The sequence below is a fragment of the Janthinobacterium sp. GW821-FHT03C08 genome (genome assembly GCF_059420905.1).
The window spans coordinates 62259-81005 of the sequence record NZ_JBWKUP010000020.1 but is presented as its reverse complement, the minus strand read 5'-3'; the positions used below and the strand labels follow the sequence as shown (position 1 = coordinate 81005).

General features: G+C 64.3%; 12 protein-coding genes. All 12 read left to right on the top strand.

The window, feature by feature from the left end:
* The first annotated feature begins 24 nt into the window (after positions 1 to 24).
* The 12 genes from AC07VL_RS24320 to AC07VL_RS24265 all read left to right on the top strand — a co-directional run bounded on the left by AC07VL_RS24320 (position 25) and on the right by AC07VL_RS24265 (position 18700).
* Positions 25 to 1653: a ShlB/FhaC/HecB family hemolysin secretion/activation protein gene (locus AC07VL_RS24320; protein WP_494808113.1), complete on the top strand. Its 1629-nt coding sequence runs from the start codon at positions 25 to 27 to the stop codon at positions 1651 to 1653.
* Positions 1654 to 1709: 56 nt separating this feature from the next.
* Positions 1710 to 3479 (top strand): DUF2341 domain-containing protein, encoded by a 1770-nt coding sequence (locus tag AC07VL_RS24315; protein WP_494808112.1) that lies wholly within the window; start codon positions 1710 to 1712, stop codon positions 3477 to 3479.
* Between the two features lie 13 nt (positions 3480 to 3492).
* On the top strand, positions 3493 to 3903 hold the full coding sequence (locus tag AC07VL_RS24310; RefSeq protein ID WP_034753784.1) for an ExbD/TolR family protein: 411 nt from the start codon (positions 3493 to 3495) through the stop codon (positions 3901 to 3903).
* 10 nt (positions 3904 to 3913) lie between these two features.
* The gene (locus AC07VL_RS24305) at positions 3914 to 4630 is read left to right on the top strand and encodes an energy transducer TonB family protein (RefSeq protein WP_494808111.1); all 717 of its coding nucleotides are present in this window, start codon (positions 3914 to 3916) and stop codon (positions 4628 to 4630) included.
* Positions 4631 to 4667: 37 nt separating this feature from the next.
* Positions 4668 to 6407 carry a putative porin gene (locus tag AC07VL_RS24300; protein ID WP_494808110.1) on the top strand — a complete coding sequence of 580 codons (1740 nt, stop codon included), beginning with the start codon at positions 4668 to 4670 and terminating at the stop codon, positions 6405 to 6407.
* Between the two features lie 6 nt (positions 6408 to 6413).
* On the top strand, positions 6414 to 7112 hold the full coding sequence (locus AC07VL_RS24295; RefSeq protein ID WP_494808109.1) for a hypothetical protein: 699 nt from the start codon (positions 6414 to 6416) through the stop codon (positions 7110 to 7112).
* 25 nt (positions 7113 to 7137) lie between these two features.
* The gene (locus AC07VL_RS24290) at positions 7138 to 7626 is read left to right on the top strand and encodes a YbjN domain-containing protein (protein ID WP_494808108.1); all 489 of its coding nucleotides are present in this window, start codon (positions 7138 to 7140) and stop codon (positions 7624 to 7626) included.
* A gap of 209 nt (positions 7627 to 7835) precedes the next feature.
* On the top strand, positions 7836 to 10940 hold the full coding sequence (locus AC07VL_RS24285; RefSeq protein WP_494808107.1) for a DEAD/DEAH box helicase: 3105 nt from the start codon (positions 7836 to 7838) through the stop codon (positions 10938 to 10940).
* A gap of 49 nt (positions 10941 to 10989) precedes the next feature.
* Positions 10990 to 12126 (top strand): PAS domain-containing sensor histidine kinase, encoded by a 1137-nt coding sequence (locus AC07VL_RS24280; protein ID WP_494808106.1) that lies wholly within the window; start codon positions 10990 to 10992, stop codon positions 12124 to 12126.
* A 137-nt stretch (positions 12127 to 12263) separates the two neighbouring features.
* The gene (locus AC07VL_RS24275; protein ID WP_034753797.1) at positions 12264 to 12944 is read left to right on the top strand and encodes a response regulator transcription factor; all 681 of its coding nucleotides are present in this window, start codon (positions 12264 to 12266) and stop codon (positions 12942 to 12944) included.
* A gap of 153 nt (positions 12945 to 13097) precedes the next feature.
* Positions 13098 to 13805 carry a transposase gene (locus AC07VL_RS24270; RefSeq protein ID WP_494808105.1) on the top strand — a complete coding sequence of 236 codons (708 nt, stop codon included), beginning with the start codon at positions 13098 to 13100 and terminating at the stop codon, positions 13803 to 13805.
* Positions 13806 to 13999: 194 nt separating this feature from the next.
* The gene (locus AC07VL_RS24265) at positions 14000 to 18700 is read left to right on the top strand and encodes a glutamate synthase-related protein (protein ID WP_494808104.1); all 4701 of its coding nucleotides are present in this window, start codon (positions 14000 to 14002) and stop codon (positions 18698 to 18700) included.
* Positions 18701 to 18747: the final 47 nt, after the last annotated feature.

Sequence of the window (18747 nt, the reverse complement as noted above, 5' to 3'; positions counted from 1 at the left end):
GCTTGATTTGAAGGTGAATGGAAGATGCGTGAAATGAAAAAACAGGGCAAGGGCGCGCCGCCGGCGGCGCCCGCGACGGCCCTGACGATGCTGTGCCTGGCCATGCTGGCCTTGCCCGGCATGGCGCGCGCGCAGGACGCCGCCGCCGCGCCGGCCGCGCCGGAGCGCCAGGTAAACATCGAGGAATACCTGGTGCGCGGCAATACCGTGCTCGACGCCCGCGCCATCGAAGCGGCAGTCACGCCCTTCCTGGGACCGGGCCGCACTTTGAAGGACGTGGAAGGGGCGCGCGACGCCCTCGTTGCGGCATATCAAGCCCGGGGCTACCAATCCGTCTACGTCGACCTGCCCGAGCAGCAGGTGGAGCAGGGCGTGGTGGTGCTGCAGGTGAGCGAAACCAAGGTGGGACGCTTGCGCGTGGTCGGCGCGCAGTACAACTCGCCGCTCGACGTGCGCCAGCAAGTGCCGGCCCTGACGGAAGGCACGGTGCCTGACTTTACCCAGGCGCAAGTGGAGCTGACGGCCCTGAACCGCAGTCCCAAGCGCCAGGTGATGCCGCTGGTCAAGCAGGGCAGCCTGCCCGGCACCATGGACGTGGACTTGAAAGTGGACGACAGCAGCCCGTGGCGCGCCAATGTGGGCTTGAACAACGATTACAGCGCCGATACGAAGAAATTGCGTACCAGCATGTCGGTCGGCCACGACAATCTGTGGCAGATGGGGCATAGCGCCACCATCAGCTTTTTCGGCACGCCGGGCGACCTGAACCAGACCAAGGTGTGGTCCGCCTCGTACGTGGCGCCGATTGGCACGCAGGGCTGGAGCGTGGAAGCGACGGGCTACCAGTCGAACAGCAACGTGGCCAGCACGGGCGGCACCAGCGTGCTGGGCAAGGGCCATGCGCTGGGCATGAAGCTCAACTACACGGTGCCCAACAGCGGCATCTGGTGGCACAGCTTTAGCGCCGGCATCGATTTCAAGGATAACCAGGAAGCGCTCAAGCTCAATGGCACGGGCAGCAATATTCCGCTCAAGTACGTGCCCCTGAGCGTGTCGTATAACGGCTTTGCGCAGACGGACACGGCGACGTATGGCCTGGGCCTGTCCCTGGTGGCCGGCACGCGCGCCTCGTTCGGTTACGGCAGCGACAGCGCCGCCTACGACAACAAGCGCTACAAGGCCTCGCCCAGCTTCCTCGTGCTCAAGGGCGACGGCAACGCCACCTATACCCTGGGCAGCGGCGCGCAGCTGCATGGGCGCATGTCGGGCCAGCTGGCCGATGCGGCGCTCGTGTCGGGCGAACAGATGGCCGCCGGCGGCGCCAATTCCGTGCGCGGCTACCTGTCGGCCGAAGCGACGGGCGACTACGGCGTCTCCGGCACCGCCGAATGGCGCACGCCCCAGCTGACGTATTTCAGCCGCCTGGAAAACTGGCGCTTGTACGCCTTTGCCGATGGCGCGCGCCTGCGCTTGCGCGACCCGATGATCGAGCAGAAAGACCTGTTCGGCCTGGCCTCCGTGGGCGTGGGCAGCAGCTTCCAGTTCCTGCGCTACCTGAATGGCCGCATCGACTTTTCGTATCCGCTGCGCGATGGCCCGCGCACGCACAAGCACGTGCGCCGCATCAATTTCAACCTGTCGGCCAGCTACTGACGGCTCAGCGCAACAGCACTGCACTTTTCTAGACTTTTCTTCGGAGAATCACTGTCATGCAACGTTTATTATTCCTGCTCACGATCCTGGGCACGCTCGTTCCCGGCCTGGCGCATGCCTGGTGGCAGCCCGACTGGGCTTACCGCAAACCCGTCACCGTCGATGCGGGCCCGAAGGCGGGCGCCGTGGGCGGCGATCCTGGCCGCATCCCCGTCCTGCTGCGCTTGCATTCGGGTAACTTCAACTTCGAAGGCGTCAGCGACAACGGCGCCGACCTGCGCTTCGTGGCTGGCGACGACAAGACCGTGCTGAATCACCAGATCGAGCAATTCAACCCGCTCTTGGGCATCGCCCTGATCTGGGTCGACGTGCCGGCCCTGACGGCAGGCACGCAGCAGCAGCTGTGGATGTACTACGGCAACCCGAAGGCGCCCGCTTCCGGCAACGGCCAGCGCACGTTTGACCCCGACTACAGCCTCGTGTACCACTTCGCCGAACCGGGCGTGCCCTCGCGCGACAGCACCGCCTACGGCAACCATGCCCAGACGGCCGTGCCGGCGGTGGACGGCTCCGTCATCGGCACCGGCGCCCGCCTGGGCACGACTCCGCTGATGCTGCCCGCCTCGCCGTCGCTGGCGCTGGCTGCCGGCGCGCCATTCACCTTTTCCGCCTGGGTACGCCCGGACAGCCTGGGCGCGCAGCAGATCCTGTATGCGCGCCGCGACGGCGCCAGTGAGTTGCTGATCGGTGTGGACCAGGGCGTGCCTTTCGTGCAGGTCAACGGCCAGCGCAGCAAGCCCGGCCAGCCTATCCAGGCGAATCAATGGTCGCACCTGGCCGTCAAGGCCGATAAGAACAATGTAGCCCTGTACGTGGGCGGCCGTCCGGCCGTCTCGCTGGCCACCGCGCTGCCGGCGTTCAGCACTGTCGCCGCCGTGGGCGCCGATGTCAACACCACGGCCGGCCTGGCCAACTTCACGGGCGCCATCGACGAGCTGCGCCTGTCGCGCACGGCTCGTCCCGACGCCTTGCTGCTGGCCGACGCCGTCTCGCAAGGTTCCGAATCGCGCCTGGCCGTGTTTGGCGCCGATGAACAGCAGGCCGGCAAGAGCCATTTCGGCTTCATCATCGCCGCCATGCCGCTCGACGCATGGATCGTCGTTGGCGTGCTGGGCCTGATGATGGTCTTGTCGTGGATCATCATGATCGGCAAGGGCCGCAGCTATGGCGCCATCGCGCGCGCCAATGCGCAATTCATGCAATCGTTCCACGAAGCGGCCGGCGCGCCGCTCGACCACTTGGCGCGCAACGGCAAGCTGAGCACTTCCGTGAAGACGGATTCCTCGTTGTGGCGCCTGTATGACGTGGCCATCGACGAGATGCGCCGCCGCCACGACCGCGGCTACGACTTGAACGCCGTCTCCAACGCGACGATCGGCGCCATCCGCGCCGCCATGGATGGCGTGATGGTGCGCGAGAGCGAGCGCATGTCGAAACGCATGATCTGGCTCTCCACCACCATCGAAGGCGCGCCATATGTCGGCCTGTTCGGCACCGTGATCGGCATCATGCTGGTGTTCGTCGTGGCGGCCATGGCCGGCGCCGTGGACATCAACTCGGTGGCGCCAGGCATGGCCGCCGCGCTGCTGTGTACGGCTGCTGGCCTGGGCGTGGCGATTCCCGCCCTGTTCGGCTACAACTGGCTGTCGTCGCGTTCTGACGCCATCGTCGCCGATATGGCCGTCTTCGTCGATGAATTTGCCACGCGCCTGGCTGAAGAGCAGGGCGACGGACGCCAGATGCGTCCCGTGCTGCAGCAGGCGTGAGGGGCGCATAACCATGGCCACCTCCGCCAAGTTTACCCCCCGCAAGCGTAGCGGCGGCATCAACATCACGCCCTTCGTCGACGTGCTGCTGGTGGTGCTGGTGATTTTCATTCTGACCAGCAACGCCAGCATTCCCGGCATCAAGGTCGACCTGCCCAAGGCCAGCTCGGCCATGGCGCTGGAAAAACCGAAGACCAAGGCCATCACCATCGACAACGCAGGCCAGGTCTTCCTCGACGCCTATCCCGTCACCCTGCCCGAGCTGGAAGAGCGCCTGCGCACGGAAAAGGCCCTGACGCCCGACTTTCCCGTGATCGTGCGTGGCGATGCCGCCGTGCAATACGCGAAGGTGGTGGAAGTGCTGGACTTGCTGCGCCGCATAGACCTGAACCAGGTGGGCCTGGTGACCGGCAAGCCGGCATGAGGAGCGCAAGGTGAAGCGTGACGATATGACAAGGATGGCGGCTGCGGAACTGTCGGGCGCCGCGCAGTGGTGGCGCCGTTGGGGCGGCGTGGCCGGCGGCCTGCTGCTGGCCGGCGTGCTGGCCGCGCTGGTCTGGTATTTGCTGTCCGACACGGCCGCCGCCAAGCGCGAAGTGGCGGCCCCGCCGATGCTGATGCTGCCCCCGCCGCCACCGCCGCCGCCGGAACCGGAAAAACTGCCGGAACCGACGCCGGACAAGGTCGTGCCGGAAGTGTCCGAGCCGGAACCGACGCCGGCCGACAAGCCCATGGATGACGCGCCGGAAAGCCCGTCGCCGGACAAGGGCGACCCCGTCACCATCGACGGCGCCGCGCAGGCCGGCAGCGACGCCTTCGGCATCCAGGCCGGGCGCGGCGGCGGCATGAGCGGTAGCGGCGGTGGCGGCGGCCTGGGCGCGGGATCGTACGGCCGCTATGTGGCCAACGCGCTGCAGCTGGCCTTCGCCCGCGATCCGCGCACGCGCCAACTGGCCTTTGCCGATATCCGCGTCGACCTGTGGCTCGATGCGGAAGGCCGGACGACGAAGGTGCAGCTGGTGCAGGGTACGGGCAATGCGCAGACGGACGAGCAGGTGCTGGCCATGGTGCGCGACTTCCGCGCCGACGAGCGGCCGCCGGCCTCGCTGCGTTTCCCGGCCCGCGTCTCCATCAAGGGCCGCCGGCCGTAAGCGCATGAATTTAATTCCTCATTTACCGAAAGAACCGATGAATTCCTTATTTTCTTCCCCACGGCGCACGCTCCGCCTGCCGCTGGCGCTGGCGGCCTTTGCCCTGAGCGTGGCGGCGGGCGCCGTGCAAGCCCAGGCCGCCGCACCGGCCGAGAGCACCATGGTCAAACTGATCCGTGGACTGATGCAGAGCGGTGCCCTCAACAAGGATGCCGGCGAAGCCTTGCTGGCGCAGGCGCAGAGCGAGGCGCTGGCCGCTGCGCAAGCCCGTCCGGCCGCCGCGCCCGTGGCCCTGGCGCAGGTGCAGCCGGGCGATGTGCGCGTGCCGTATATTTCGCAAACCGTGCGCGAGCAGATCCGCGACGAGATCAAGGGACAGGTCATGGCCGAAGCGCAGGCAGGCGGCTGGGCGGCGCCGAACGAAGTGCCGGCCTGGACCAAGCGCATCCGCGTGGAAGGCGACGTGCGCGCGCGCTACGAATCGCGCTACTACGACATGGCCAACAGCAATATCGAGATCGACTGGCGCTCGCTCAACAGCGGCAGCGGCTACGACGTCAATGCGAATACCAACCTGGCCCTGCCGGCGCTGCTGAACACGCGCCAGGACCGCAAGCACTTGCTGCGCGCCCGCGCCCGCCTGGGCATCCTGGCCGACATTGCCGACAGCACGCAGGCAGGCATCCGCCTGGCCAGCGGCAACGACGACAGCCCCGTGTCCACCACGCAAACCCTCGGCGGCGGCCTGGGCAAGAAAAACATCTGGCTGGACCAGGCCTGGCTGTCGTATCAGCCCGCTTCCTGGCTGACGCTGACGGCGGGCCGCTTCGACAATCCATTTGTTTCCGCAGATGAACTGTTTTCCAGCGAACTCAATTTCGACGGCATCGCCGCCAAGGTGCAGCAGCCGGTGGGCGCCAGCAAGGACGTCACCGTGTTCGGCACCCTGGGCCTGATTCCGCTCGAGTATTCGTCCGACAATGCGCCCAGCCGCAGCCAGGCCAAAATGTCGAGCGAGAACAAGTGGCTGCTGGGCGCGCAAGTGGGCGCCTCGTGGAAAGTCAACGGCGACCATCAATTGCGCGGCGCCTTGGCCTACTACAACTTCCGCAACATCAGCGGCGAATACTCGCAGCCGTGCGCCCTGTACGCGGGCGCCGATGGCTGCAGCACGGACTGGTCGCGTCCGTCGAGCATGCAGAAGGGCAATAGCTTGATGCTGCTGCGCAATATCGCCCTGAACCCGCTCGATCCGGCGAACACGCCGCAGCCGCAATACGTGGGTCTGGCGTCGAAATTCCGCCTGGCCAACCTGAACGCGCGCTGGGACAGCAAGGTGGCGGGCGGCACGGACTTGCGCATCGAAGGCGATTATGTGCGCAACATGGCCTACGACAAGAATGCCATGTGGGCGCGCGCCAAGGGCGGCATCATGAACAATTTCGGCGGCACGGGCGGCATTTCGCAAGCCGATTTCAGGAGCGGCGGCAATGCCTACATGCTGCAGGGAACCCTGGGCAAGGCGAATACCGTGGCGCGCGGCGATTGGAACGTGCTGCTCGGCTACAAGCGCATCGAACCGGACGCCTTGCCTGACGCCTACAACGATTCCACCTTCCACCTGGGCGGCACGAATGCGCGCGGCTACTACCTGGGCGGAGCTTATGCGATCGACCGGAATACCTGGTTCAGCGGCCGCTGGACGTCGAGCCGTGAAGTGTTCGGCTCGGCACTGTCGATCGACACCCTGCAAATCGAATTGAACGCGCGTTTTTAAGGAGCCATGATGTTGATTTTCAACAAAACGCGCTTGCCGGCTTTGCTGCTGATGCTGCTGGCCGGCGGCACCGCCCAGGCGCAGGCGCAAAAGGGGCAAAGCATGGAAGAGCGATTGCGCGCCGAGTTGCGCAATGTCACGGCGCAATTGCAGCAGACGCGCGGCGAGCTGGAAGTGCTCAAGGCCAAGGGGGCGCCGGCGGCCAAGGCGGCGCCCGTGGCCACATCGGCCAGCGACGCCTTGAAGAAAGACCTGGCGCGCAGCCAGTCGCAGCTGGCGCAGGAGCGCGCGCAGCGGGAAAAACTGGCCGAGGAGCAGCAGCGCGGTGCGGCCGCCGCGCAAGAGATGGCCGCCCGCCTGGCGCAGTATCGCCAGGCCAGCGACAGCCTGGCGGCCAGCGGCAGGCAGCTGGAAGCGGAACGCCTGCGCCTCGATGGCGAAGTGGCGGCGCAGCGCAGCGCCCTGGCCCGTTGCGAAGGCAAGAATGCCCAGCTGTACGCCACCGGCCAGGAGATTTTGCAAGCGTATGAAGGACTCGACGTGCTCGGTGTCATGCAGGCGCGCCAGCCGTTTGCCGCGCAAAGCCGGGTCAGGCTGGAACAGATCGCCCAGCAGTACGGCGACCAGCTGTACCAGGGCCGCTTTGACGCGCGTCAAACCGAAGCAGCAGCAACGCCGGCCGCTCCCGCGCCGGCGCCCCACTGATTTTATTATTTGAAATGGAATAACGATGGAAAACACCAACAACTTGCTGATCAGCCTGAACGCCGAGCAAATGGCCGACGCCATCAAGGCGGCCGGCTGCGCCGTCACCAGCATCGAACACGATGGCGTCGTGCGCCTGCACAGTGCCAGCCACGGCATCGGCTTTCAGGTGCTGTGGGGTAACGAAGCGGCGCCTGGCCAGTATGCGGACCTGACCCTGAGCTGCCCGCTGCGCGTGCAGGGCGGCGAGTTGCCGGCCGGCTTGCTGGCCGAATGGCACCGCAGCAAGCGCTTTGCCCGCGTGGCCCAGCATGGCGATTTCGTCGTGCTGGAAATGGACGTGCTGGTTGCCGGTGGCATCAGCGAAACGCACCTGAATATCAATCTGCAATTGTGGACGCAGATGATGGGCCAGTTTTTCTTGTTTTTACGCAACTTTACGCCCGCCCATGACGCTGCCGCGCCGGCCGTGAGCGCCCCCGCCGTGACGGAAGAGGAAAGCGTGCCAGCCTGACAAGGCGTCCCGCAAGCGGCAAAACTGGCCGATTCCGGGCCATTTTTGCCGCCGGCATGGCGCAAGTGTCGTATTAAATACTTATTTTTTAGGCATCGCGCATTAAAACTGCTTAAAGAGCGTGTGTGAATCAAGCCAGCAAGGCCTGTATGGCGGATAATATTGCCTGTTGCCGATTTGGATACGACCTTTACACAAAAATGCGCCCCATGGATTTTACCCGCGACGAAACCAGTGAAACCCCAGTTGCCCCGGCCAGCGCGCCGGGAGCGCCTTTGCCGTATGCCGTCGCCACCTGGCTGCAGCGGGTGGAGGCTGCCGCCCATCCGAAGGCCGTGCTGACGATAGCCGAGCCCGATCCCAAACTCAACGCGCATCGATTGATCTACGTGCTGGCGCCCACCAGCGGCGGCCGCCACGTGGCCCTGTGCCTGTACAAGGCGCGGTTGCGGCCGAATGGCGACGTGGCGGCGGCGTCCCCCATCAGCGAAATCTTTTCGCTGCTGTCGGCGCCGCCCACGTTTTTGACGCCGGCCGACGAAGACCTCGTGCGTTTCTTCGTGGCCATGCGCAGCGGACAGAATTCGCAGACGGGCAGCGCCACGGAGCCGAAGGGCAAGGTGGGCGCGGCCCTGCTGAAAATGCTGGCCGAGCAGGATAAATTGTTGTGGGCTAATTCCTGGGCCGATGTCGGCAACGGCCTCGTGTACCCGTTGAAGGAAGGTCCCGTGCGCCCGGCGCGCCTGTTCTGGCGCGACGAAGGCAAGACCATGCGCCTGGGCTGGCAAGTGGACCCGCCGGAAGGCGCGAAGCACCATGGCGCCGACCAGATCGACTACATGCTGCCCACGGATCCGCCGTGGTACATCGACAACCTGTCGTGCGGCGTGCTGGAACTGAACCAGGGCGGCTCGGACATTTCCCTGGCCGACCTGCAGGCGCTGGTGGCACAGGCGCCGCCCCTGAACGCGAACGACAAGGTGCGCGTGTCGCAGCTGCTGCTGGCGCAGGGCTTGCAGCATTTGATGCCGCTGCCGCAACCGTTGCCGCAGCGTTTGCGCAAGGATGTGCCGGCGCAACCGGTGTTGCTGCTCGACAGCGCCATGCTGGCCGATGGCAGCCTGCAGCGCTGGCACGATTTCGCCGTGCTGTCCTACGATTACGATGGCGAGCGCGTCTCGTTCGACCCATCGCAGCGCGTGGTGCGGCAAGTGGGCGAGGTGACGGAAATTATCCAGAGAAATACGGTCGACGAGGCGCGCGCCCTGGCCACCCTGGCCGAGCTGCAATTCAAGAAGCCCGGTTCTGCCCCCTTGAGCGGCTTGAAGGGCGCCTTGCTGCTGCCATCCCAGGCGGAATGGCTGCGCTTTGCCGAGTCCGGCATTGATGCCTTGCTGGAGCAGGGCTGGATCGTGGAAAAGACGGCCAAGTACCGCTACGATGTGAGCGACGTGGGCGACTGGTATGCGGAAATCGACGACCAGGACCCGGACAGCGGCAACGCCTGGTTCGAGCTGGAACTGGGCATCGTCGTCAACCACGAGCGCGTGCCGCTGCTGCCCGTGCTGGTGCAGCTGATCCGCAACGCGCCCAACGATTTCAACCCGAAAGTCATCGAAGCGCATGCGGACGATGACCAGATGCTGGCGACCTTGCCGGACGGCACGCGCGTGGCGTTGCCGTGGGGCCGCGTGCGCCCGATTTTGAACACCCTGGGCGAACTGTATTTCGGCGACAAGATCAGGCATGCCGTGCGCATGTCGACCCTGGATGCGGCGCGCCTGGAAGAGCTGGCGCGCGGCCTGGACATGCAGTGGACGGGCGGCGAGCAGCTGCGCGCCATGGGCCGCAAGCTGAGCCAGTTCGGTTCCGTGCAAAAAGTGGCGGCACCTGCCGGCCTGCAGGCGACCTTGCGCGACTACCAGGCCGATGGCCTGGCGTGGATGCAGTTCCTGCGCGACCACGACCTGGCGGGCATCCTGGCCGATGACATGGGCCTGGGCAAGACCGTGCAAACCTTGGCGCATATCCTGGTGGAAAAGGAAGCGGGCCGCCTCACGCATCCGGCCCTCGTCATCGCGCCGACGAGTTTGATGGGCAACTGGCAGGACGAGGCGGCCAAGTTCGCGCCCGGCCTGAAGGTATTGCTGTTGCAAGGCAAGGACCGCGCCCAGCAGTTCGACCAGATCGACCAGTGCGACCTGGTGCTGACGACGTACGCGCTGTTGCCGCGCGACGAGGAAACCTTGCGCGAGCACGATTTCCACCTCGTCATCCTCGACGAATCGCATTACATCAAGAATACGCGCAGCAAGGCGGCGCAAAGCGCGGGCCTGCTGCGCGCGCGCCACCGCCTGTGCCTGTCCGGCACGCCGCTGGAAAACCACCTGGGCGAGCTGTGGTCGCAATTCCACTTCCTGCTGCCGGGCTTGCTGGGCGACGAGAAGACGTTCAATACCCAGTTCCGCCATCCGATCGAGCGCCAGGACGACCCGCTGCGCCGCATGCTGCTGAACCGCCGCATCAAGCCTTTCCTGCTGCGCCGCACGAAGGACAATGTGGCCAAGGAATTGCCGCCGAAGACGGAAATGGTGCGCAAGGTGGAATTGACGGGCCCGCAGCGCGACCTGTATGAAACCGTGCGTCTTGCGATGGATCAAAAGGTACGCGAAGAAATCGACAAGAAGGGCGTGGCACGCAGCCAGATCGTCATCCTCGAAGCGCTGCTGAAACTGCGCCAGGTGTGCTGCGACCCGCGCCTCGTGAAATCCCTGCCGGCCAAGAAGCAGTCGGCCGGTTCGGCCAAGCTGCTCGACTTGATGCAGATGGTGGAAGACTTGCTCGACGAAGGGCGCAAGATCCTCGTCTTCTCGCAATTTACCAGCATGCTGGAATTGATCGAGGAAGAACTCGAGTCGCGCGACATCCCCTACGCCCTGCTGACGGGCGAGACGAAGGACCGGGGCGCCCAGGTGGCGGCCTTCCAGCAGGGTGCCGTGCCCATCTTCCTGATCAGCCTGAAAGCGGGCGGCGTGGGCCTGAACCTGACGGCGGCCGACACGGTGATCCACTACGATCCGTGGTGGAATCCGGCGGCGGAAAACCAGGCCACGGACCGCGCCTGGCGCATCGGCCAGGACAAGCCCGTGTTCGTCTACAAATTGATTGCGAAGGGCACCCTGGAAGAAAAAATCCAGCTGCTGCAGCAAAAGAAATCGGAACTGGCGCAATCGATCCTGGCCGAAGGCGAATCGCAAAAGATGGCCCTCACGCAGGAAGACTTGCAGCAGATTTTCGCCCCGCTGGAAGATTAAGGGCGCGGCACGCTTATACTTGGCGATTCTTTCTCGCCAGGTATACCGCATGCTGCCCTTCCTGCCGTTCCTCGTATTGCTGCTGGCCGGCGCCATCCTCATGGCGCTGCGCTTCGTCCAGCTGCGCCGCGCCCTGCTGCGCGCGCGGGCCGGCGAGCAACAGTTCCGCCTGCTGGCCGAACACGGCCGCGACGCGGCCTTCCTGCTCGACGCCACCACCCTCGACTTGATCTACATCAGCCCTGCCGCGCAGCGCCTGACGGGCTATGACCCGGCCGCCCTGCGCGCGCATGCGGCGCGCCTGGCGTCCGACGTGCCGGCCCGGCTGCAGCGCTGGCGCGACGGCGATACCAGCCGCGTGACCCTGCTGCGCGAAGTGGAGTTGCCGCATGCCGACGGGCATCCTCTGGCGCTGGAAATCCATTCCACCCTCGTGCCGGCGGCGGCAGGTTGGGGCGTGACCGTGGCGGGCACGGTGCGCGACGTCAGCGCGGTCCAGGCGCAGGAAGCGGAACGGGAAAAGGAGCAGAAGCGCTTCGCCTCCATGCTGTCGCATGAGTTCCGCACGCCGCTGGCCACCATCGACGGCGCCATCCAGCGCCTCGTCTCGACGTCGCAAAACGTCGACGAGGCCACGCGCAAGCGCTACGTGAAAATCCAGACGGCCGTCGACCGCCTGCTGGGCATGATAGCCGACTATCTGTCGCCCGAACGCATGGCGGCCATCGGCCGCGAGCGGGCCGCCGACGGCATCGCGCCGCTGGCCCTGCTGCAACAGGCGGCGGCCACCGTGCCCGCCAGCCACACGGTGCGGCTGGAACTGGACGAGGATCTGCCGGGCAAACTGCGCTGCGACGTGCCCGGCATGGCCCTGTGCCTGAAGATCCTGCTGGATAACGCCGTCAAGTTCAGCCCGCCCGGCAGCGCCATCACCTTGTCGGGCAACCTGGCACCCGAGGGCGGCGTGGCGCTGTGCGTGCGCGATGCGGGACCCGGCCTGCGGGAAGAAGAACTGCCCCACCTGTTCGGAAAAGGTTTCCGTGGAATCCATGCGACGCATCCCGGCGCGGGCCTGGGGCTGTACATGGCGCGTGCCGTGATCGAGGTGCATGGGGGGAGTTTGCACGGGCATAATCTGCCCGAAGGCGGGGCGCTTTTCCGCATTTGGCTGCCGCTTCCTGTCTAGACAAGGAAAAGCCTTGCTTCCGCTGAAGGCAACCGTGATAATTCCTTGACGTAAACCTATTGTGCCGTCCATCATGGTGCAGAAGTCACTGGCACGGTTTGCCCACGGCAGCTCATTAACGGAAGAATGGCGTAGCAATGACGAAAATACTGATCGTCGAAGACAATCTCGACTACGCCGAAGACATGGCGGAGTTCCTCGTTGAGCTCGAGCACGAAGTCCATATCACCAGCTCGGCTGGCGGCATGTGGACTGCGCTCAGCCATGGCAATGTGGGCGTGGTGGTGCTGGACCTGGGCTTGCCCGATGAAGACGGTTTCAATGTCATCCCCCGCATGCGCCAGCTGTATCCGCAGATCGGCGTGCTGGTGCTGACGGGCCGCGTGGCCTTCGACAGCCGCATCCTGGGCCTGCGCCTGGGCGCCGACCACTATCTGACCAAGCCGATCAAGTTTCCCGAACTGGCCGCCCACATCGAGGCGCTCGACCGCCGCGTCGGTCCGCAAGACCCCGTGCCCGAGCCGGGCAAGTGGACCTTGAAAGTAAGCGCTCGCCAACTTGAATTGATGGGCGCCGTCATCGCCCTGACGGAAAAAGAATTCAACTTCCTGCACCTGCTGACCATCAATACCCGCCCCGTGCCGCGCGACGTCATCGTGGCCGGCATGGGCGGCGAAGACCCCGATGCGGGCCGCCGGGTCGACATGCTCGTGTACCGCCTGCGCAAGAAAGCCAAGACGGGCCTGGGCCAGGACTTGCCGCTGCGCAGCGCGTATGGCGAAGGCTACAGCCTGTCGGCCAGTTTCAACTTGTCTTGATCCCTGATGCCAGCCACCCACGGAGGGTGGCTGCATAAAAGGGACAGAGTCAATCGCTTTTTTCAAGATTTCAAATAAAACAGGGTCAGAGTCGCGTCCTGCGCTCGCAAGTGTGTAAAATCAAGGCCTTAGCCTTCATTTTTCGATTTTGCCATGGCCCGTTTGCCCCGCCTCATCATTCCAGCACTGCCCCATTACGTGATCCAGCGCGGCAGCAACCGCCAGGCCGTGTTCCAGGACGCGGCTGACTACGCGCAATTTCTGTCCTGGCTGAAAACGGGCGCGAAAATGTTCAAGGTGGCCATCCATGCCTATGTTTTATTGCCTGATCAGCTACATTTATTGGCCACGCCCAGCGATGCGACGGGCCTGGGACAGCTGATGCAGTGGCTGGGACGCTATTACGTGCCGTATTTCAACCAAAAATACGGCCGCGAAGGCGCCTTGTGGCAGGGACGCTACAAAACTTCCGTCATCGATCCCGATAATTTCTTCCTCACTTGCTGCCGCTACCTGGAGTCCGTGCCCGTGCAGTCGGACCTGGCGGGCCAGGCGCTGGACCACGCGTGGTCCAGCTATGCCCACCATGCAGGCGTGCGCCCCGATCCCCTGATCACCGACCATGCGCTGTACTGGGCGCTGGGCAACACGCCATTCGACCGCGAAGCGGCCTATCTGCGCCTGTTCGAGCAGGGCCTGGGCAGCAGCCAGGTCAAGGTCGTGGAGCAGGCCGTGCTGAAGGGCTGGCCCCTGGGTGCCGACGCCTTCAAGCAGGCGCTGGAACTGAAAATGAAACGGCAAGTGCTGCCCGCCAAGCGGGGACGCCCCCGCAAAACCGTGGCCGAAGCGGACGCCAACTGAAACCCATTCGCATTTAAAACAAAAAATGCTTCCTTTCCGCACTTTTATTGAAATCCGTTTGACTATGTCCCTATTAAATTTTTAGAGCGACGGAATCGAATTTAATTCGACTCCGACCCTAATTATTCTGGTTGAGTTTTTTGTTGCGTTGCACTACTCTAGTTTTTCGATATCCATACGCAGCGGAGAAGCCCATGAAAGCGCAAGGCCTGTACGACCCAGCCAATGAACACGATGCCTGCGGCGTCGGTTTCGTCGCCCATATCAAGGGCAACAAGACCCATTCGATCGTTGAACAGGGCTTGCTGATTCTGAAAAACCTCGATCACCGGGGTGCCGTGGGCGCCGATGCGCTGATGGGCGATGGCGCCGGCATCCTGATCCAGATTCCCGACCAGTACTACCGCGAAGAGATGGCCAAGCAGGGCGTGGAATTGCCGCCGCCTGGCGAATACGGCGTGGGCATGGTTTTCCTGCCGAAGGAACACGCGTCGCGCATCGCGTGCGAACAGGAAATCGAACGGGCCGTGCGCATCGAGGGACAAGTCATTCTGGGCTGGCGCAACGTGCCCATCGATACCGACATGCCGATGTCGCCCACCGTGCGCGCCAAGGAACCCGTCATTCGCCAGATCTTCATCGGCCGCGGCCCGGACATCATGGTCACCGATGCGCTCGAGCGCAAACTGTATGTGATCCGCAAATCGTCGGGCCACGCCATCCAGGCCTTGAAACTGCTGCACGGCAAGGAATTCTTCGTGCCGTCGATGTCGGCCCGTACCATCGTCTATAAAGGCTTGCTGCTGGCCGACCAGGTGGGCGTGTACTACAAGGACTTGCAGGATGCGCGCTGCATCTCGGCCCTGGCCCTCGTGCACCAGCGTTTCTCGACGAATACCTTCCCGGAATGGCCGCTGGCCCACCCCTACCGCCTGATCGCCCACAATGGCGAGATCAACACGGTGAAAGGCAACTTCAACTGGATGCGCGCGCGCGAAGGCGTCATGAAGTCGGCCGTGCTGGGCGAGGACCTGCAAAAGCTGTTCCCCCTGATCTATGAAGGGCAGTCCGACACGGCTTGCTTCGACAATGCGCTGGAACTGCTGCTGATGGCGGGCTACCCCATCGCCCAGGCGATGATGATGATGATTCCGGAAGCGTGGGAAAACCACACGACGATGGATGACAACCGCCGCGCCTTCTATGAATACCACGCGGCCATGATGGAACCGTGGGACGGCCCCGCCGCCATGGCGTTCACGGATGGCCGCCACATCGGCGGCACCCTGGACCGCAACGGCTTGCGCCCGGCCCGCTACATCGTCACGGACGACGACCTGGTGGTGATGGCGTCGGAATCGGGCGTGCTGCCGATCCCGGAATCGAAGATCATCCAGAAATGGCGCTTGCAGCCTGGCAAGATGTTCCTGATCGACCTGGAAGCGGGCCGCATCATCGATGACCAGGAACTGAAAAACACCTACGCCAACGCCAAGCCGTATAAAGCGTGGATCAACTCGGTGCGCATCAAGCTCGACGAGATCAAGATGCTGGAAGGGCAAGTCAAGCAGGACCGCGCCCAGGGCGAAAAAGCCCAGCCATCGTTGCTGGACCGCCAGCAGGCCTTCGGCTACACGCAGGAAGACTTGAAATTCCTCATGGCGCCGATGGCCGTGGCGGGCGAAGAGGCGACGGGCTCGATGGGCAATGACTCGCCGCTGGCCGTCATGTCGAACAAATTGAAGCCGCTGTATAACTACTTCAAGCAACTGTTCGCGCAAGTGACGAATCCGCCGATCGACCCGATCCGCGAAGCGATGGTGATGTCGCTCGTGTCCTTCATCGGCCCGAAACCGAACTTGCTCGATACCAACAACGTCAACCCGCCGATGCGCCTGGAAGTGGCGCAGCCCGTGCTGGGCTTTGACGACATGGCGCGCTTGCGCAACATCAGCGCCCACACGGGCGGCAAGTTCAAGTCGTATGAACTGGATATCTGCTACCCGCTGGCCTGGGGCAAGGAAGGCGTGGAGGCCTGCCTGGCCTCGCTGTGCGCGGAAGCCGTCGACGCCGTGAAATCCGGCCACAACATCCTGATCGTCTCGGACCGCGCCATTTGCGCCGACCAGGTGGCGATTCCCGCCCTGCTGGCCACGTCCACCGTGCACCAGCACCTGGTGAGCAAGGGTTTACGGGCCTCCACGGGCCTCGTCGTGGAAACGGGCTCGGCCCGTGAAACCCACCACTTCGCCCTGCTGGCAGGCTATGGCGCGGAAGCCGTCCACCCCTACCTGGCCATGGAAACCCTGGTCGAGCTGGCGCACGGCTTGCCTGGTGACTTGTCGGCGGACAAAGCCATCTACAATTACACCAAGGCGGTGGGCAAGGGCTTGATGAAGGTCATGTCGAAGATGGGCATTTCCACGTATATGTCCTACTGCGGCGCGCAAATTTTCGAAGCCATCGGCTTGAACAAGTCGCTGGTGGACAAATACTTCAAGGGCACGGCCTCGAACGTGGAAGGCATCGGCGTGTTTGAAGTGGCGGAAGAAGCGATGCGCCTGCACGCGCTGGCCTTCGGCAACGATCCCGTGCTGGCGGACAAGCTCGATGCGGGCGGCGAATACGCCTTCCGCGTGCGCGGCGAAGACCATATGTGGACGCCGGATGCGATCGCGAAACTGCAGCACTCCACGCGCAGCAACAATTTCTCCAGCTACAAGGAGTATGCGCAGATCATCAATGACCAGAGCCGTCGCCACCTGACCTTGCGCGGCCTGTTCGAGTTCAAGCTGGACCCGACCAAGGCCATCCCGCTCGACGAAGTGGAACCGGCCAAGGAAATCGTCAAGCGCTTCGCCACGGGCGCCATGTCGCTCGGTTCCATCAGCACGGAAGCGCACGCGACCCTGGCTGTGGCCATGAACCGCATCGGCGGCAAGTCGAACACGGGCGAGGGCGGCGAAGATCCGAACCGCTACACGCAGGAATTGAAGGGCATCCCCATCCGCCAGGGCGACACCATGGCGTCCGTCGTGGGCAGCAAGCAGATCGTCGTCGACATTCCCCTGCAGGAAGGCGATTCCATGCGCTCGCGCATCAAGCAGGTGGCGTCGGGACGTTTCGGCGTCACGGCCGCCTACCTGAATTCGGCCGACCAGATCCAGATCAAGATGGCGCAGGGTGCAAAACCGGGCGAAGGCGGCCAGCTGCCGGGCCATAAGGTGTCCGAATACATCGCCAGCCTGCGCTTTTCCGTGCCGGGCGTGGGCCTGATTTCGCCGCCGCCGCACCACGACATCTATTCCATCGAGGACCTGGCGCAGCTGATCCATGACTTGAAGAATGCCAATCCGCGCGCCTCGATTTCCGTGAAACTGGTGTCGGAAGTGGGCATCGGCACGGTCGCCGCCGGCGTCACCAAGGCCAAGGCCGACCACGTGGTCGTCGCCGGCCACGACGGCGGCACGGGCGCCTCGCCTTTGTCGTCCGTGAAACATGCGGGCACGCCGTGGGAGCTGGGTCTGGCTGAAACGCAACAAACGCTGGTACTCAATGGCTTGCGCAGCCGCATCCGCGTGCAGGCCGATGGCCAGATGAAGACGGGTCGCGACGTCGTCATCGCCGCCCTGCTGGGCGCCGACGAGATCGGTTTCGCCACGGCGCCGCTGGTGGTCGAAGGCTGCATCATGATGCGCAAATGCCACTTGAATACGTGCCCGGTGGGCGTGGCCACGCAAGACCCGGTGCTGCGCGCCAAGTTCTCCGGCAAGCCCGAGTACGTCGTCAATTACTTCTTCTTCGTCGCCGAGGAAGCCCGTCAACTGATGGCGCAGCTGGGCATCCGCACCTACGATGAACTGATCGGCCGGGTCGACCTGCTCGACAAGTCCAAGGCGATCACGCACTGGAAGGCGCAGGGCCTGGATTTTTCGGCCATCTTCCACAAGCCGGAAACGACGGGCGAGCAAGCCTGCCGCCACGTGGAGAACCAGGACCATGCGCTGGAAAAGGCGCTGGACCACAAGCTGATCGCGCAGGCGCGCGCGGCGCTGGAAAAGGGCGAGCGTGTCTCCTTCATCTCGCCCGTGCGCAACGTCAACCGCACGGTGGGCACCATGCTGTCCGGCGAAGTGGCGAAGAAATACGGCCATGCCGGCTTGCCGGACGACACCATCCACATCCAGCTGCAAGGCACGGCGGGCCAGTCGGCCTGCGCCTTCCTGGCGCACGGTATCACCATCGACCTGGTGGGCGAGGGCAACGATTACGTGGGTAAAGGTCTGTCCGGCGGGCGCATCATCGTGCGGCCGAATACGGAATTCCGTGGCTGGGCAGTGGACAACATCATCATCGGCAACACGGTGCTGTACGGCGCCATCGCCGGCGAAGCCTTCTTCAACGGCGTGGCGGGCGAACGCTTCGCCGTGCGCAACTCGGGCGCCACCACGGTGGTCGAGGGCCTGGGCGACCATGGCTGCGAATACATGACGGGCGGCACGGTCGTGGTCCTGGGCAACACGGGACGCAACTTCGCGGCCGGCATGTCGGGCGGCATCGCCTACGTGTATGACCCGGCGGGCGACTTTGCCAGCCGCTGCAACACGGCCATGGTCAGCCTGGACAAGGTCGTGTCCGCAGCGGAACAGCACGTCGACCGCGACGCCTGGCATACGCAGCACCGCGACGGCGTGCCGGAAGCGGACGAAGTGATCCTCAAGCGCCTGATCGAGCGTCACTTCAAGCACACGGGCAGCACCCGCGCCCGCGTCCTGCTCGACGACTGGGCCGCGGCGCGCGGCAAGTTCGTGAAGGTCTTCCCGAACGAATACAAGCGCGCGCTGATCGAAATGGCAGCCGATGCCGCCATGGAAGTGCAAGCCGTCGCCGCCTGAGCCAGCTAGAACAATGATACGGGAGCGGCCAGGCCGCTCCCCGCCAG

Excerpts from the sequence above, each read along its gene's own strand:
- AC07VL_RS24300 (WP_494808110.1), top strand. The coding sequence starts at position 4,668 with ATGAATTCCTTATTTTCTTCCCCACGGCGCACGCTCCGCCTGCCGCTG.
- AC07VL_RS24310 (WP_034753784.1), top strand. The coding sequence starts at position 3,493 with ATGGCCACCTCCGCCAAGTTTACCCCCCGCAAGCGTAGCGGCGGCATC.
- AC07VL_RS24280 (WP_494808106.1), top strand. The coding sequence starts at position 10,990 with ATGCTGCCCTTCCTGCCGTTCCTCGTATTGCTGCTGGCCGGCGCCATC.
- AC07VL_RS24290 (WP_494808108.1), top strand. The coding sequence starts at position 7,138 with ATGGAAAACACCAACAACTTGCTGATCAGCCTGAACGCCGAGCAAATG.
- AC07VL_RS24275 (WP_034753797.1), top strand. The coding sequence starts at position 12,264 with ATGACGAAAATACTGATCGTCGAAGACAATCTCGACTACGCCGAAGAC.
- AC07VL_RS24295 (WP_494808109.1), top strand. The coding sequence starts at position 6,414 with ATGATGTTGATTTTCAACAAAACGCGCTTGCCGGCTTTGCTGCTGATG.
- AC07VL_RS24285 (WP_494808107.1), top strand. The coding sequence starts at position 7,836 with ATGGATTTTACCCGCGACGAAACCAGTGAAACCCCAGTTGCCCCGGCC.
- AC07VL_RS24265 (WP_494808104.1), top strand. The coding sequence starts at position 14,000 with ATGAAAGCGCAAGGCCTGTACGACCCAGCCAATGAACACGATGCCTGC.
- AC07VL_RS24320 (WP_494808113.1), top strand. The coding sequence starts at position 25 with ATGCGTGAAATGAAAAAACAGGGCAAGGGCGCGCCGCCGGCGGCGCCC.
- AC07VL_RS24270 (WP_494808105.1), top strand. The coding sequence starts at position 13,098 with ATGGCCCGTTTGCCCCGCCTCATCATTCCAGCACTGCCCCATTACGTG.
- AC07VL_RS24315 (WP_494808112.1), top strand. The coding sequence starts at position 1,710 with ATGCAACGTTTATTATTCCTGCTCACGATCCTGGGCACGCTCGTTCCC.